The following is a 17608-nucleotide window of genomic DNA, read 5'->3' as shown; positions in this document are numbered from 1 at the left end:
GCTAACTGGGGGTCGATGCCAGCGCCGCGGCGGCGCGTTCGCGCAGCTTCGCGATGGTATGCGCCGCCTGGTGTTCCAGGTGCTGCAGCCGGATGCAGGTGGAGCTGGTCTGGGCCAGCCACATCTGGAGATTCTTGCGGCCTTCTTCGGCCAGCTCCAGCGCATCGCCCGCCGCCGGCCGGGCCGGGCCGGGCGCCACCGCCTGCAGCCGCTGCAGCCTTTCATGGAAGCGGTCCGCATGGCGGGTCAGGTCGTTCTGCAAGACCGTGGCCAGTGCCGCCCGCCTGGACGTGATGTCCTGGGCCAGGCGGTGCACCTGGTGCGCCGTGCGCGGCACAGCTTCGTAGAGGCGCAGCCGCGCGTGAATGGCCTCGGCGCGTTCCCCCATCGCCTGCAGTTCCAGGTGTGCCACGCCGGTGTCCGCCAGGGTGCGCTCCTTGCGCATGGCGCGCTTCATGTCCCGCAGCAGCTTGGCGGCCGTCACCAGCGTGCGCTCCAGCGCCTGCACTTCGACCACGAACTCGACCAGCATGCGGCGCGCGGCGGCAGCGTGCGCGTCCCAGCGGCCCAGCACTTCGCGCGCTTCCGCTTCGACCTGGTCGCGCTCGCTCTCGAATTGCAGGCATTGCGCGGCCACGTTCCCGCGCGCATCGCGGTCCTTGCCGCTCGCGCGGGCGAGCCAGCCGGTCTGCGGGTCGGCCGCACCGAGGCGCATGGCGTCGACGCCTGCCTGGAGGGTTTCGACGGCTTCCGGCAGGCGTGAGTCTTCCCCCAACGCCGCGAAGCTGGCCACGTCTGCGGCGAGCTTCGCCACCTGTTGCACATGGCCGGCGCTGGTGGTCACCAGCAGCCGGTAGGCCGCGCCGGCCAGGCTGCCCGCTGTGGCTGGGGGTTTGGGCGGTGACGTCCCGGAAGCGCTCATGGGGCGCCAGGCGCCCCCGGCTTGCCATGGCGCGTGAGCCACTTGACTGCGAAGTCCATGCCGGACAAGGCATCGCCCAGGGCCGGGCCCTGGCCGTAGGGCGCCTGCAGCTTCTGCAGGAAGGCCAGCTTGAGCGGGTGGTCCACGCCACAGACGATCGCGCGCAGCCCCATGCGCTCCAGCATGCGCAGCACGCCGCGCAGCAGGTTGGCGGTGGCGACTTCCGTGATGCCGTCGAGGAAGCGCGGATCGAGCTTCACTTCATCGAAAGGCAGCTCCCGCAGGATCAGCGGACCGGCCGAGCCGGAGCCGAAGGCGTCCAGGGCCAGGCGGAAGCCGACGGTACGCAATTGTTCCAGCGCCTTGCGGTCGGCCGGCAGCAGTTCCATGACCCCGCGGAACTGCTGCAGCTGGATGGCCAGGTGCTTGGGCTCCAGGCCGCTGCGCGTGGCCTTGCGCAGCATCTCCGCGAGTTCGCGCGCGCGCACGTGCGCCAGCGACAGGTTCACCGAGATCGGGACCAGCGGCAGGCCCGCGGCGGACCAGCGCCGGACGTGGCCGACCACCTGCTCCAGCGCCCACTCGCTCATGCCGGCGAACATGTCGTTGGTGGCGGCCAGCGCCAGCAGCTCCTGGCTGGCCACCACGCGGCCGGAGGGCTGCTTCCACTGGATCACGGCTTCGGCGCCCGCCAGCTTGCCGGTGGCGAGCTCCACCACGGGCCAGTACAGCAGTTCGATCTCGTTGCGGCCGAAAGCGCGCCGCAGGTCGGCACCGGCGGTCAGCCGGCTGCGTGCCAGCTCGTTCATCTTCGACGAGAAGAATTCGAAGGTGTTGCGTCCGCTTTCCTTGGCCTGGCTCAGCGCGACGTTGGCATTGGTGACCACCTCCTCGGGCGTGCGGCCGTCCTGCGGGAAGGCGGCGATGCCCACGCTGCAGGTGATGAAGAGATCCTGGCCGCCGCGGCTGAAGGCGAAGCCCGATTCCTCGACCAGCTTGCTGATGAAGGCGGCCAGCAGATCCGTCTCTTCCGCCTGCGGCACCAGCACGGCGAAGGCGTCGCCCTCGAAGCGGAACAGCATGGGCGACTGGCCCCCCGTGCTCAGGTCGCCGCCGACTTCCGTCTCCACGCATTGCGCGAGCCGCTTGGCCAAGCGCTGCAGCACCTGGTCGCCGACGCCGCGGCCCAGTGCGTCGTTGATGGCGCCCAGCCGGTCCACGCCCACGTGCAGCACCGCACCGCGGTGGCCGGCGGTGCGGGCGACCTGCAGGACTTCGGCCAGGGCCGACCGGTAACGCAACTGGTTCGGCAGGCCGGTGAGCGCGTCGTGGTGCGCCAGGAAGTCGCGATACGCCGTGGCGCCCAGCGTGTTGCGGATGCGCAGGGCCAGCTCGCTGGGGTCCACCGGTTTCGACAGGAAGTCCATCGCGCCCTGCGACAGCGCCTGCAGCTTGACGGCCGGGTCGGTGGTGCTGGTCAGCACGATCACCGGCAGGTGCCGCAGGTCGGGGTCCTGCCGCATCGCATCCAGGATTTCCAGGCCGCCGATGTGCGGCATGCTGAGGTCGAGCAGCAGCACGCTGGGCTGCCGCTCGCGCATCATCGGCAGCGCCCGCCGCGAGTCCGTCGTGTGGACGAAGTTCTGGTACCCCGCCTCCGTCAGGAACGCCTCGGTCATCTCGATGTTGAGCGACTCGTCGTCGACCATCATGATGACGGCCTGTTCCATCGCGCTGGTGGAGCGCCGGCTCCAGGCGCCGCTCTGCGGCGCGAGCTTTTGCAGCACTTCCTCGGCCAGCTTCTCGTCGCCGGGGGAGAACACGGTGATGGGCGGCGTGTCGTGGGTGCCGGAGGACGCCAGGTCGTGGCTTGCCGGATCGGGTTTCGTGCTCATGCCGGCGCCCTCGTCACCAGCTCCGGCACCTGCACCCGCCCCGCCATCTGCTCGATCACTGCCAGCAGCTCGGCCGCCCGGCCCGCATTGCCGGCATGCGCCTGCGATTCCAGCTCGCGCGCCGGCTCGGTGAACTCGTCGTAGCCGACGGTGCCAGCGGAGCCGGCCAGTGCATGCGCCACCTTCGCCAGCTGGTCGAGGTCGTTGCTGGCCATCGCCTGGCGCGCGGTTGCGAGCTGCTCGGCCAGGCGCGCGGCGAATTTGCGCACGATGGGCACCAGCCGGGCATTGCCGGCGTGGCGCGAGAGGATCGGCGTGGCGGGTACAAGGGCGGCTGCTGGCTCCACCTCGGCCGTGGGCGCAGCCGCCGTGGTGGTGACGGGCGCCACGGTTTCCGCGGCGGGCGTCCCGCCCAGCAGGCCGGCAACGGTGGCGACCAGCCGGTCGATATCGACGGGCTTGGTCAGGTAGGCAGTACAACCGGCGGCGAGCACTTCTTCATCGTAACCCTTCATCGCGTTCGCCGTGAGCGCCATCACCGGCGTTTTGTCGCCGCGCGCCCGCAGCCGGCGCGTGGCCTCGAAGCCGTCGAGCACGGGCATCTGCATGTCCATCAGCACCAGGTCGAAGCCGGCGCGCTCCAGCATGTCGAGCGCCACCTGGCCGTTCTCGGCCTCCTCGACCCACAGGCCGTGGTCGGCCAGCACCAGCGCGACCAGCTCGCGGTTCTCCGGGCCGTCGTCGACGACCAGCACCCGCGACGGCGGGATCTGCCAGCGGTTGCGCGCCGCCAGCACCGGCGCGGGCGCCGCATCGGCCAGCACTTCGTCGGCCGTGAGCCAGCGCGCGCCGGCCAGCGGCCCCGGATCGAAGCTGAAGAGCATGCGCGTGCCGACGCCCAGCGTGCTGGTCGCCGTCAGGTCGCCGCCCAGGGCGCGGGCCAGCCGGCGGCTGATGGCCAGGCCCAGGCCGGTGCCGCCGAAGCGGCGGGTGATGGAGGCGTCGGCTTGCGTGAAGGGGTCGAACATGGCATCGACCTTGTCGGCGGCGATGCCGATGCCGCTGTCGGCCACCTCCACCGTATAGCGGCCCTCCGTACAAGCCAGGCGCACGCGCACGGCGCCCCGTTCGGTGAATTTCACCGCGTTACTTAGCAAGTTCAAGACCACCTGGCGCAGCCGGCCCGGGTCGGTGGCGACTTGCGCGGGCAGCTTGCCATCCACGTCCAGCAGCAGGGCTATGCCTTTTTCGCGGGCCTTGGGTTCCAGTTCGGCGACCGCGCCCCGCACCACGTCGTGCGCGGCCGCCGGCATGCTTTCGACCGTGAGCTGGCCGGCTTCGACCTTGGACAGGTCGAGGATGTCGTTGATCAGCGCCAGCAGGTGGCGGCCGCTCTGGTGGATGGTGGCCAGGTAGCGGCCCGACTCCTGCTCGCTCTTGCCATAGCCGCGCCGCAGCAACTCGGTGAAGCCCAGGATGGCATTCATCGGGGTGCGGATCTCGTGGCTCATGTTGGCCAGGAATTCGCTCTTGGCGCGGTTCGCGGCGTCCGCTTCTTCCTTGGCACCCTGGAGGGCGACCTTGCTTTCCTCCAGCTGGGTGATGTCTTCCAGGCTGACCAGGGCGCCGCCGGCGCGGCCGCCGGCATTCAGCACGGGAGAGCAATTGACGACGAAGGTGCGCGGCAGTCCCTGCGCGTCCAGCAGCTTCATGTGGACGTCGCGCTGGACCGTGCCTTCCTGCAGGGCCCGGGCCCAGGGGCGGCCCGCCGCCGGCAACGGCAGCCCGAGCGCGTCGCGCCAGGGCAGGGCATCGATGGGCGTGCCCATCATCTGCTCGTTGCTCTTGCCCACCAGCTTCACCAGGGCCTGGTTGGCCAGCACCACCGACTGCTGCGGGTCGATGACCAGCAGCCCCTCGGTGAGCGAATCGAGGGCCGAGCGCACCCGCCCCGGGATGGCCTGCGAAGGATCGAGGTGGCGCAGCACGCGCCCGAGGTAGACGGTGAAGCCGACGAAGCAGATGGTGGCGCAGAAGGCGATGAGGATCAGCAGCGGCGTGTGCAGCAGGCCCAGGAGGCCGGGCACGACCGTGGGTTCGAAGCGCAGCTCCATCTGCCCCCAGCGCTCGCCCTGCGCGTACAGCACCACCTGCACCTGCGCATCGGAAGCGGAGCCGGTCTCCAGCGGCACCCATTGGCGCGCGTGCTCGCCCACCGCCATCACCAGCCGGCCCTCGCGGCTGCGCAGGCCGACGGAGCGCAAGTCCTTGTTGCGCGCGCGCGTGAAGCGCAGCACCTCCTCCATCCGGCGCGGGTCGCTGCCGCTCAGGATGACGGTGGCGGACGCCGCCAGCGATTCGGCGAGCGCGATGCGGCCTTCGCGCACCGCCTGCGCGCGGTCCGGGATCAGCCCCAGGAACGACGCGGCGAGCAAGGCGCTGCTGACCAGCGACACCAGGCCCAGCGCGATGTAGGTGCGGGTGCCGAGGATCTTCACTGGAAGCCTCGCAGCGGGTCCTGCGCCTGGGTGACACCCGGCTCGAGCTCGGCGTCGTCGTCGTCTTCCTGCTCTTCGGGCGTGCGGGCCAGCACGGGCAGCGGGTCCAGCATGCGCCACGCGGGCAGCGCCGACAGGTAGCTGCCCAGCAACACGCCACCGCGGATCAGCCACAGAACATAGAGCACCGACATGCCGAGCGTGACGCCGGCCACCGAGATGCTCACCGTGCGGTCGAGGTCGAACTCCTCGCGCACCTGTTCGCGCACCCGGTCCATCTCTTCGAGGAAGGCGACTTCGCGCAGGCCGCGCCGCGCGTCGTCGTCCCCTGAATCGCTGCCGCTGCGGGCGAAACCCATGAGCCCGCCCAGCTGCAGATCGGTGGACATCTCGGCGGGCAGCATGGCGAATTGCAGACGCTCCAGCGGTGCTGTGACCGGCTGCAGGCGCGGCGTGACGTCCAGCTGCGCCGGGACGAGGTCGTTGGCGCGGAAGAAAGCGGCCGGGGCGCCGACCAGCGGCGCGGCGGCGCCACCGAGCACGGCCGTGTCGATTTCGCTGCCGGCTGCTGCGGCAGGTGCCCGCACCACCACGGTTTCGGCCGGCCGGGGCGCCGGTGCGGGTGCCGGTTCCGCCACGGGAGCGGCGCCGCTGGGCGGCACGGCTTCGACAGGCGCCGGGGCGGGCTGTGGCGCGGGGACGGGCGCAGGGGCGATGGATGGTTCGCCCGGCCCGGCGGAGGGCGCGGGGGCTGGAGCAGGTGCCGGCTCGGGTGCGGGCGCCGGCCCCGGCGCGGGGGTGGGCGCGGGCGTCGGGGTGGGCGTCGGGGCGGGCGTCGGGGCAGGAGCCGGCGGCAGCGTCGGCACCGGCGTCGGCACCGGCGTGGGTGCAGGGGCCGGCGTCGGTGCCGGTGCGGGCTCCGGCGCCGGTGCCGGTGCCGGGGCGGGCGGTGCCGGAACCGGCGCGGGCCCTGGGGCCGGTGCCGGGGCGGCGCTCACGGTGACGGTGACCGACTCCGACAGCCGCGAGACACCCGGCGTGCCCCCGCTGTCCTGCACGTCATAACTGAAGGTCGCCGGACCCACCGCGCCACCGGCGGCCGCGCGGAACTGCATGCCGCCCAGCTGGGCGATGCTGTAGCTCGCGCCCGTGTTCACCACGGTGCTGCCGTCGGCGAGGAGAACGGTCCCCGTGGCGGCGTTCGGCACCGCCGTCACGACGACGCTCAGCACCTGCGCACTTTCGTCGGCGCCGCCGCCCGCGGAGTACGTGAGCGCGCCCAGGCCGAGCGCCGCGGCAGGGGCGCCTTGCGTGAAGCCCGGCGCCGGCATCGTGCCCGCTGTGCGCACCGGCGCGTCGTTGACGGCGGTGACCGTGACGCCGCTGCTGGCGCTGGCGCTGCTGAACGCGGTCGCGCCACCCGTGACGGCGGCATTCGCCACACCGCCCGCCACCCCGGCGCTGCGATCCCATGCATGGAAGCTGATGCCGGTGGCGACGCTGCCGTTCCAGTCCGCGGCAGGGACGAAGCGCACGCGGGTCTGTGCGTCCGCCGCGAGCAGGCGCGCCGTCCCCGTCCCCGCGCCGGCCAGTGAAGACCAGTTCGCCCCGCCGTCGGTGGAGTATTCCCAACTGCCGTTGGACGCGTCCGTCGCCACCACGGCGATGCCTTCGACCGCCGCCGCGTTGGCGTCGGTGATCTGGCCGGCGACCAGGCTGGCCACCGTCACCCCGTTGTTCGGTGCCGCGTCCTCGGCGACATCGGCCAGCGGGTTCGCCCCGGCCAGCACCGGCGCCTGGTTGGTGGCGGCGATGCGGATGGCCAGCGATTCGGTCATGCTGTCGATGCCGCCGTCGGTGGTACCGCCGTCGTCCTGCACGCGGAAGCTGAAGGTCTGCGGGCCGCCGCTGGCGCCCGCGGCGGCGCGGAACTGCATGCCTTCGATCTGCGCCAGCGTGTACGCGGTATTCGCCGTCACCACCGTGGTTCCATCGGCCAGCACCACGTCACCGATCGTGGTCGGCACGGTCAAGACGGTGTAGGTCAGCGTCTGGGCGACTTCGTCGGCCCCGCCCCCGGCGCCATGCGAGAGCCCGGTGAGGCCCAGGGAAGTGGGGCCCGCGTTTTCCAGCACGGTCAGGTCCGCCACGGTGCCGGACGCGCGGAACGGTGCATCGTTCACCGGGGCCACGGTGAGCGAGCTGCTGGCGGAAGCGGTGCTGAACGCCGTCGCGCCACCGTTCACCGAGACGTCGGCGGTGTCGCCCGCCGTGCCGCTGGTGCGGTCCCACGCATGGAACGTGATGCCGGGGCTGAGCGTCCCGTTCCAGTTCGGCGTGGGCACGAAGCGCACACGCGTCAGCGCGTCGGCCGAGAGCAGCCGCGCGGCACCGGTGGAGACGCCACCCAGCCCCTGCCAGTTGGTGCCGCCGTCGGTGGTGTACTGCCATTGGCCGCCGGAGTTGTCGACGGCGACCACCGCGATGCCGTTGCTGGCGTTGTTGTTCGCATCGCTGACGCGGCCGGCGATGAGGCCGGTGACCAGCAGGCCCGTGTGGCCGGTGACGTCTTCCAGGATGTTGCCGAAGTTGTTGGCGCCAGCCAGCACCGGCGCCTGGTTCACCGTCGAGATCGAGATGTCGAGCGACTCGTTCAGGCTGTTGACGCCGCCGCCGGCCGTGCCGCCGTCGTCCTCCACCCGGAAACTGAAGCTCAGGGGGCCGCCGTTCGCACCGGCGGCCGCGCGGAACTGCATGCCCCGCAGTTCGGTCAGGTTGTACGCGGTGCCGGAGGTGACCACGGTGCTGTTGTCCGCCAGCACGATGTCGCCCAGTGTCGCGCTGGGCACCGCCGTGACGGTATAGGTGAACGATTGCGTGCCTTCGTCCGCGCCGCCGCCGGGGGCGTAGCTCAGGCCCGCCAGGCCGAGCGTGGTGGTGCCGGAATTTTCCAGCACCGTGAGGGGCGCCAACGTGCCGGCCGAGCGGAACGGCGCGTCGTTGACCGGATCCACGGTGATGCTGCTGCTGGCGGTGGTGGCGCTGAACGCGGTGCCCGCTCCGTTGACCGAAACGTCGGCCAGCGCGCCGGCCGTGCCGCTGGTCTGGTCCCAGGCCCGGAAGGTGAGGCCGGCGGCGACGGTGCCGTTCCAGTCGGCCGCGGGCAGGAAGCGCACGCGGGTCAGCGCATCGGAGCCCAGCAGGCGGGCGCTGGTGGCCGACACACCCGCCAGTGGCGACCAGTTGCCGCCGCCGTCGGTGCTGAACTGCCAGACGCCGTCAGTCATGTCGACCGCGACGACGGCGATCCCGCGCAGCGCGCCGGCGTTCGCGTCGGTGACCTGGCCGGCGATCAGGCTGCTGACCAGCGTGCCGTTGTTGGTGGCTGCGTCTTCGAGCGTGGCCGTCAGCGCATTCGCACCGGCGAGCACCGGCGCCTGGTTCGATGCCGTGATAGAGATGGCGAGCGATTCGGTGATGCTGTCCACGCCGCCATTGGCTGTGCCGCCGCTGTCCTGCGCCCGGAAGCTGAAGGTCTGCGGGCCGCCGGTGGCGCCGGCCGCCGTGCGGAACTGCATGCCTTGGAGCTGAGCCAGGGAGTAGCTCGTGTTCGCCGCGACGGCCGTGGTGCCGTCGGCCAGCACGATGGTGCCGAAGGCGGCCGTGGGCACGGCGGTGACGGTGTAGGTGAAGGTCTGCGCGCTTTCATCGATGCCACCGCCCGGCACGTAGGCCAGGCCGGTCAGGCCCAGTGGCGTGGTCCCGGAGTTCTCGAGCACGGTGAGGTCGGCCACGTTGCCGCCGCTGCGCACCGGCGCGTCGTTCACCGGCGTCACCGCGATGCCGCTGCTCGCCGTCGCGGCACTGAACGCCGTGCCGCCGCCGTTCACCGTCACGTCGGCCACGCCGCCTGCGGTGCCGCTGGTCTGGTCCCAGGCCCGGAACGTGATGCCGGCGGCCACGCTGCCGTTCCAATCGGTGGCAGGCACGAAACGCACCCGCGTGAGCGCATCCGAGGCCAGCAGCCGCGCGTTGCCGGCGTTGGCGCCGGCCAGCGACGTCCAGTTGGCGCCGCCATCGGTCGAGTACTGCCAGGCACCGTTGGTGCCGTCGGTGCCCACGACGGCGATGCCGCTGCTTGCACCGGCGTTGGCGTCGCTCACCTGGCCGGCGACCAGCGCGCTGACGAGGGTGCCGCTGTTCGCCGCCGCGTCCTCGAGGATGCCGGCCAGCGCATTCGCGCCAGCCAGCACGGGCGCCTGGTTGGCGGTGGAGATGGTGATGGCCAGCGATTCGGTGAGCGTGTCCGCGCCGCCGTTCGCCGTGCCGCCGTCGTCCTGCACGCGGAAGCTGAAGGCCTGCGGCCCCCCGCTGGCGTTCGCTGCCGCGCGGAACTGCATGCCACGGAGGTCCGCGAGGCTGTAGAGGGTATTGGCCGCCACGACGGTGGTGCCATCCGCGAGCACGATGTCCCCGAGCGCCGCGCCCGGCACGGCGGTGACCACGTAGTCCAGCGATTGCGCGGCCTCGTCCGTGCCACCGCCCACCGAGTAGGTCAGCCCAGCCAGGCCGAGCGAACTGAGACCGGAGTTCTCGGGCACCGCCAGATTGGCGACGCTGCCGGCCGTCCGCACCGGCGCGTCGTTCACCGAGGTGACGGCGATGCTGGTGCTGGCGGTGGCCGTGCTGAACGCCGAGGCGCCGCCGTTGGTCGTGACATCGGCCACGCCTCCTGCCGTGCCGGCCGCTTGGTCCCACGCGCGGAACGTGAGTCCGGTGGCGACCGCGCCGTTCCAGTGGGTGTCCGGAACGAAGCGCACCCGCGTCAGCGCGTCGGCGCCGAGCAGGCGCGCGCTGGTGGGCGACGCGCCCGCCAGCGACACCCAGTTGGCGCCGCCATCCACGGAATACTGCCAGGCGCCGTGCGCCGTATCCGTGGCCACCACCGCGATGCCGCTGGCTGCGCCAGCGTTGGGGTCGTTGATCTGGCCGGCGATGAGCGTGCTGACGAGGGTGCCGTTGTCGGCGGCCGCATCTTCGAGCAGCGTCGCCATCGGATTCGCGCCCAGCAGCACCGGGGCCTGGTTGGCGGTGGAGATGGTGATGGCGAGCGATTCAGTCAGGCTGTCCGAACCGCCATTCGCGGTGCCACCGCCGTCCTGCACCCGGAAGCTGAAGGTCTGCGGGCCGCCGCTGGCGTTGGCCGCCGCGCGGAACTGCATCCCTTCGATCTGGGCGAGCGAATAGAGCGGCCCCGCGGTCACCAGCGTCGTGCCGTCGCCCAGCAGGATGTCGCCGAGCGACGCGGCGGGCACGGCGGTGACCGTGAAGGTCAGCGCCTGCCCCGCCTCGTCCGCGGCGCCGCCCGGGCCGTAGCCCAGGCCGGCCAGTCCCAGGGAAGTCACGCCGGAGTTTTCCAGCACGGTGAGGTTGGCCACCGTTCCGCCGGTGCGCACCGGGGCGTCGTTGACGGCGGTCACCACGATGCTGCTGCTGGCCGTCGCCGCGCTGAAGGCCGAGCCGCCGCCGTTGGCGGTGGCGTCGGCGAGCCCGCCCGCGGTGCCTGAGCTCTGGTCCCAGGCGCGGAACGTGATCCCGCTCGCAACGTTGCCGTTCCAGTCCGCGTCCGGCACGAAGCGGATGCGGGTTTGCGCGTCCGAAGCGAGCAGACGCGCATTGGCATCGGAGCTGCCCGCCAGCGACGCCCAGTTGGTGCCGCCGTCGGTGGTGTACTGCCAGGCGCCGTTCGCCGTGTCGACGGCGGCGACCGCGATGCCCGTCACGGCGCCCACGTTGCCATCGCTCACATGGCCCGCGACCAGCACGCTGACGAGCGTGCCGGTGTTGGTGGCCGCGTCTTCGAGGATGTCCGCCATCGCATTGGCGCCGGACAACACGGGCGCCTGGTTGGCGTTCGAAATGGTGATCGACACGGACTCGACCAGGCTGTCCGCGCCGCCATTGGCCGTGCCGCCGTTGTCCTGCACGCGGAAGCTGAAAGTCTGAGGACCGCCGGTGGCGTTGGCGGCACCGCGGAACTGCATGCCCTCGAGTTGCGCCAGCGAGTAGCCCGTGGTCGTGACCACCGTCGTGCCATCGGCCAGCACGATGTCGCCGAAGGCCGCCGGCGGGAGCCCCGTCACGGTGTACGTCAGCGTTTGCGCCGCTTCGTCCGCGCCGCCGCCCGCGGAATAAGCCAGTCCGGCGAGGGGCAGCGGCGTCGTGCCCGAGTTCTCCAGCACCGTCAGGTTGCCGGCCGTCCCGGTGATTCGCGTGGGCGCGTCGTTCACCGCCGTGACGGCGATGCCGCTGCTGGCGCTGGCACTGCTGAAGGCCGTGCCGCCGCCGGTCGCGCTCGCATCGGCCAGCGCACCCGCCGTGCCCGTGGTCTGGTCCCACGCGCGGAAGGTGACGCCGCTGGCGACCGTGCCGTTCCAGTTCGCATTCGGCATGAAGCGCACACGCGTCTGTGCATCGGCCGCGAGCAGGCGTGCGCTGGCGTTCGAGGTGCCGGCCAGCGACGTCCAGTTGGTGCCGCCATCGGTGGAGTACTGCCAGGCGCCGTTGGTGGCATCCACGCCAATGACGGCGATGCCGCTGGTGGCACCGACGTTGCCGTCGCTGACCTGGCCGGCGATCAGCGCGCTGACGAGCGTGCCGGTGTTGGTGGCGGTGTCTTCGAGGATGCCAGCCATCGCATTGGCACCGGCCAGCACCGGCGCCTGGTTCGCGTTCGAGATGGTGATCGACAACGATTCGACCAGGCTGTCCACGCCGCCATTCGCCGTGCCGCCGTTGTCCTGCACGCGGAAGCTGAAAGTCTGCGGGCCGCCGCTCGCGTTGGCCGCCGCGCGGAACTGCATGCCTTCGATCTGAGCGAGCGAGTAGTTGGTGGCCGCCGTGACGACGGTCGTTCCGTCGGCCAGCACGATGTCGCCCAGGGCCCCCGCCGGCACGGCCGTCACGGTGTACGTCAGGGTCTGCGCTGCCTCGTCTGCGCCACCACCGGGGGAGTAGGCCAGCCCGGTGAGGCCAAGCGACGTCAGGCCCGAGTTCTCGAGCACGGTCAGGTCGTTGCGCGTGCCCGCCGAGCGCACCGGTGCGTCGTTCACCGGGGTGACGTTCACTGCCACCGAGGCCGTGCCGCTGCTGAACGCGGTGGTGCCGCCGTTGCTGCTGGCGTCGCCGAAGGCCTGGCCCGCGGTCCCGCGCGTCTGGTCCCAGGCGCGGAATTCGAGCGCGCCGGAGGTGCCGTTCCAGTCCGCGTCGGGCACGAAGCGGATGCGGGTCTGGGCGTCGGAGGCGAGCAGGCGCGCATTGCTGTTGGAGACCGCGCCGATGTCCGCCCAGTTGTTCCCGCCGTCGAGGGTGAACTGCCAGTGGCCGTTGGTGGTGTCGGCCGCGATGATCGCGATGCCTTCGAGGGCGCCCGCATCGGCATCGGTCACGTTGCCACCCAGCAGGGCGATGATGTTGCGGGGCGCCGGGCTCGCATCGTCTTCGAAGATGACCGGCATCGGCGTCGCGCCCGTCAGCACGGGCGCCGCGTTGCCGGGCGTGACCGTGAGGGACAGCGTCTCCACCAGCTGGTCGGAACCGCCGTCGGCCGTGCCACCGTTGTCCTGCACGCGGAAGCTGAAGGTCTCCGGGCCGCCGCTCGCGCCGGGCGTGGCGCGGAACTGCATGCCCGTGACCTGCGCGGCGCTGTAGCTCGTCGAGACTGCGACGACGGTCGTGCCATCTGCCAGGACGACGTCGCCCAGGGCCGGCGCGGGCACCGCGGTCACCGTGTACGTCAAGGTCTGCGTGGATTCATCGGCGCCACCGCCCGGGCCGTGGACCAGCGAGCCCAGGCCCAGCGACGTGAGGCCCGAATCCTCGGCCACCGTCAGGTTCGCGACCGTCCCGGCGGTGCGCACGGGCGCGTCGTTGACCGGCGTCACCGTGACCGCGCTGCTGGCCGAGGCGCTGCTGAAGGCCGTGTTGCCGCCGTTGACGGTCACGTCCGCCAGGCCGCCGGCCGTGCCGCTGGTGCGGTCCCAGGCGTGGAAGGTGATGCCGGGGGCGGCCGTGCCGTTCCAGTTCGCATCGGGCAAGAAGCGAACGCGCGTCAGCGTATCGGCGGAGAGCAGGCGCGCGGCGCTGGCGCTCACGCTGTCCAGCGAATACCAGTGGCCACCGCCGTTCGTGGTGAACTCCCAGGTGCCGTTGCTGCCATCGGTCGCGGTCACTGCGATGCCGGTGGTCGCGTTGTTGTTGGCATCGGTGATCTGCCCGGCGATCAGCGCGCTCACGAGGGTGCCCGTGTTGCCGGTGGCATCTTCGAGCACGCCGGCCAGGTTGTTGGCGCCATTCAGCACCGGCGCCTGGTTGGTCGTGGCGATCCGGATGTCGATGGATTCGACCAGTTCGTCTTCGCCGCCGCCGGCTGTGCCGCCGCTGTCCTGCACGCGGAAGCTGAAAGTCTGCGGGCCGCCATTGGCGCCCGCCGCGGCGCGGAACTGCATGCCCTGGAGGTCCGCCAGGCTGTACGGCGTGCCGGCAGTGACCACGGTCGTGCCGTTGGCGAGCACCACGTCGCCGAGGGCCGGGCCCGGGACGGCCGTCACGGTGTACGTCAAGGTCTGCGCCGCTTCATCCGCACCGCCACCCGGCCCATAGGCGATGCCGCCGAGGCCGAGCGACGTGGTGCCGGAGTTCTCCAGCACGGTCAGGGCGGCCACGGTGCCCGCGGTCCGCACCGGCGCGTCGTTGACGGGCGTCACGCTGATGCTGCTGGTCGCGGTCGCCGTGCTGAACGCGGTCGTGCCGCCATTCACCGAGACGGAGGCGGTCGTGCCGGCCGTCCCACTCGTGCGATCCCAGGCGCGGAACGTGATGCTGCTGCCGCCGCTGAAGTTGGCCCCCGGCACGAAGCGCACGCGGGTCTGCGCGTCAGCGGCGAGCAGCAGGGCGCTGGCCGCGGATGGCGCGGCCATGGCCGACCAGGTGGTGCCGTTCAGGCTGAATTCCCAGCTGCCGTTGGTGCTGTCGGCGGCGGTGACGGCGATGCCGGTGAGCGCACCCACGTCGGCATCGGTGGTCTGCCCGGCGATCAACGCGCTCACCAGCAGGCCCGTGCCTGCGGCCGCGTCTTCCACGACCGCCGGGAAGTTGGCGGCGCCGGCAAGGGTCGGGGCCGTGTTGAAGAGCGAGAACAACGCGACCAGCGCATCCTGCCCGCCGGCAGCCGTGGTGCGGTAGCCGTCCGCCGTGGCGAGCCCGCCGGTGCCGGTGGCGCCGGCAAGCACCACGCTGTTGCCCCGTGCGGCGAGCGCACTGACCGACAGGTTGTTGCCGTAGTAGGTCCCGTACTGCAGTTCGGCCGCGCCGTTCTGGGTGGTGTCGAGCACCAGCAGGAAGCCGCTGCTGCCGGTGTTGGTCTGGCGCACCGCATCGGCGGTCGTTGCGAAATTGGAGGTGGTGGTGGTGCCGGCGATGACGACGCGGCCATCGATCACCGCGATGCCGGTCGGCCGGTCCCTCAGGCCCGAGTCGAGGTTGCCGCCGGCGTCGCGCGAGCCGCCGATGAACGACGAATACACCATCGAACCGGCCCCGCTCTGCGTCGTGTCGTAGATGCGCAGGAAGCCGGTCTCGTGCTGGAACTTCGTCGTGCCATAGGCGCCGGCGGTGGTCGCGAAGTTCGACGCGAGCGGGTCCTTGGTGGTCCCGATGACGTACGCCTTACCGGTGCCGTCGATCGCCACGCCGGTGGCGACGTCTTCCTTGTCGTCACCGATGTAGGTCGCGTAGACCAAGGTGCCGGCCGCGTTGTACCTCGCCAGGAAAGCGTCCTCGCCGCCCTGTTCGTTGGTCTGGGCGCCGCCGGGTGTGACGTTGTCGTCCGACTTGGTCGTACCGACGAGGTACGCATTGCCCGCGGCGTCCACCGCCACGCCGGCGGCGGAGTCCTTGTCGGAACCGCCATAGTCCTTCTGGTAGAGGAGCGCCCCCGTGGGCGAATACTTGTTGAGGAACGCGTTCTCGGAATTCCCGAGCAGCCCCAGGCCCAGCAGCCCGTTGCGCTCCACCATGCCGGCCGCATAGACGTTGCCGCTGCCGTCCACGGCAACCGCCGTGCCTGCGTCCTTCTTGGTATCGCCGAAGTAGGTGCTGAAGACCAGGGCATTGCCGGCGCTGTTGAGCTTCAAGACGACGGCGTCATCGTCGTTGTCGGTGCCATCGGCCGCCGCCACCGTGGGGAAATTGTCGGACTTCGTCCAGCCGACCACCGCCGCGTTGCCGGCGGCATCGACAGCGATGGCATTGCCCTGATCGTCACTGTCGCCACCGATTCGGGTGGCATAAACCAGCGTGCCGAGGTCCGCCGTGAACTTGGCGACGTAGATGTCCTGGTTGTCGTTGGGCCCGATCCGCGGCGCGAGGTCGCCCGCGGTCGACGTGGTGCGGCCCGTCACGTAGATCGAGCCGTCGCTGCCGAAGGCGACGCCCAGTGCCGATTCGCCACCCGTGCCGCCGAAGTACGTGGCGTGGGTCAGGACGGGGTCGATCACCAGCGCGCGGCCCGCGTCATAGGCGCCCAGCACGAAGCCGATGCTTCCGTCGGCGTGCAGCTCGTAGCGGCTGGTCACGGCCTCGCGCTGGCCGTTCTCGCCGAGCTGATAGCTCACGGGCGCCTGGAACACCAGGTCGTGGGCGGTGCCAGACACCCGCAGCATGAGGTTGCCTTGCGCATCAAGATTGACCGCGTCCACGCCATCGAAACGCAGCAGCAGCTGCTGCACCGACGCCCCCGGCGCCAGCAGGAAGTCGTATTCCAGTTCCTGCTGGTTGCCGTAGTAGCGCACATCGATGCCGTCGTAGACGCCGCGAAAGATGGCGCCTGCGTAGTTGTCGATGTCGGTGTGCCAGGTGGATGCGTCGGCGCCCAGCAGGTGGTTGGTGCGGGTGGCGAGCAGGCCTTCGCCTTCGGCGCCATCCGCCTGCGCGCCGACCAGTTCCAGCCGCACGGGCTGGGCGGCGCCGGCCAGCCGGATCTCGGCGTTGCCGCCGCTCAGCTGGATGCCGTAGCCGCTGCCGAACGCGGCGAAGTCGACGCCGTCGGCATACTGGCCTTGATTGCGCTCGAACTGCAGCGGCGTCAGCGCGAAGGCCGCACGCACGTTCGCTTCGGTCCAGGTCGCGGCGGGTGCGGCCAGGGCGCCGCTGGCGGTGTAGCGCTCGATCGCCGGATCGTTGGCGGTGCCGCCCAGCAGCGTGGCCGCGAGATCCGCCGAATACAGGATGCGCGGCTCCATGGCCTCGGCCACGGGCACGGCACGCCGCTTGGGACGTTGCCTGTTCGCGGCCAGCCAGCGCAGCACGGCGGATCCCGGGTCAGGGCCGCCCGGCCGGGACGGCTCCCAGCGTGGGCGAAGCGCGCAACTGCATGCCGCCGTTCGGGTTGAGGGCGGCTGCCGCCGGCTGGGGCGCGGGACGCCGTGCCGGCGGGGTCAGTGCGAAATCGACGTCGGAAAACTCCGCCTTGCAGCGCAGCCCGGCCGGCAATGCGCGGTCGGGGTTGGGCAGTTCCAGGCGGATGCGGAAGGTGTTGCTGGCGCCTTCGATCACGCGATCCACGAGCACGACACGCGCCTTGCGCGGCGGCGCGCCCGGAAACTCCGGCTGGATCGCCATCGCCATGCCGATGCGCACCGAGGTGAACAGGCTGGCCGGCAGCACGACCTCGGCGCGCAGCGGATCGTCGACGGCGACACGGAAGATCGGCCGCTCTTCCACGCGCTCACCGGCTGCCATGAAGCGGTCAGCGACCACGCCGCTGCTGGGGCTGCGAATGGTGCGCAGGCCCAGCTGTGCACGCGCCAGATCGTGCTCACGCGCGTAGATGCCCTGCTGCTCGCGCGCCTGCGCCAGGCGGTTCTCGGCGACGCGGGTCTCGGCCCGCGCCTGCTCCACCGCCTGGGTGGAAATGAACTGCTGCCGCGCCAGGTCTTCGGCGCGGGCGAGCTTCTGCCGCGCCAGCTCCGCGTTGGCCTCGGCGGCGCGCACTTCGCCCACGGCCTGGGCGCGGCTTTCGGCGACCGCGACGGAAGAGCGCTCGACGTCCGCGCGCAGCGTGGCCAGCGGCTGCCCGCGCGTCACCCGGTCGCCGCGGTCCACGTGCAGGGTTTCGATGACACCCACCACGGGACTGCCGACGTCCGAGCTCTGGTAGGGCTCGATCAAGCAGCCCAGGGGCTGGGGCGGCGCCGCTTGCGCGGCGGCGGCCATCACGAGAAAAGGCAAGGCAC

The 17608-nt window shown here is 71.5% G+C and carries 5 protein-coding genes; all 5 read right to left on the bottom strand.

All coding sequences use genetic code 11. The annotated features are described in order from the left end of the window. Position 1: 1 nt before the first annotated feature. The 5 genes from FN976_RS13855 to FN976_RS13835 are packed head-to-tail and all read right to left on the bottom strand — an operon-like array spanning position 2 to position 17603. On the bottom strand, positions 2 to 922 hold the full coding sequence (locus tag FN976_RS13855) for a hypothetical protein (protein WP_145893630.1): 921 nt from the start codon (positions 920 to 922) through the stop codon (positions 2 to 4). Further along, positions 919 to 2817 (bottom strand): putative bifunctional diguanylate cyclase/phosphodiesterase, encoded by a 1899-nt coding sequence (locus FN976_RS13850; protein ID WP_145893629.1) that lies wholly within the window; start codon positions 2815 to 2817, stop codon positions 919 to 921. Before FN976_RS13850 ends, FN976_RS13855 begins: the two co-directional genes overlap by 4 nt. Further along, positions 2814 to 5315, bottom strand: coding sequence for a hybrid sensor histidine kinase/response regulator (locus FN976_RS13845; RefSeq protein WP_145893628.1), 2502 nt, complete (start codon positions 5313 to 5315; stop codon positions 2814 to 2816). Before FN976_RS13845 ends, FN976_RS13850 begins: the two co-directional genes overlap by 4 nt. After that, entirely contained in the window at positions 5312 to 16681 is an 11370-nt protein-coding gene (locus FN976_RS13840) for a beta strand repeat-containing protein (RefSeq protein ID WP_145893627.1), read from the bottom strand. Before FN976_RS13840 ends, FN976_RS13845 begins: the two co-directional genes overlap by 4 nt. Positions 16682 to 16694: 13 nt before the next feature. Beyond that, a complete protein-coding gene (locus FN976_RS13835) occupies positions 16695 to 17603 on the bottom strand; it encodes an efflux RND transporter periplasmic adaptor subunit (RefSeq protein WP_186510890.1) in 909 nt (302 codons plus the stop codon). Positions 17604 to 17608: the final 5 nt, after the last annotated feature.

Origin of the sequence: Caenimonas sedimenti (assembly GCF_007833165.1) — a bacterium.
Classification (GTDB): domain Bacteria; phylum Pseudomonadota; class Gammaproteobacteria; order Burkholderiales; family Burkholderiaceae_C; genus Ramlibacter; species Ramlibacter sedimenti.
This window is presented reverse-complemented; position numbering and strand designations above follow the sequence as displayed.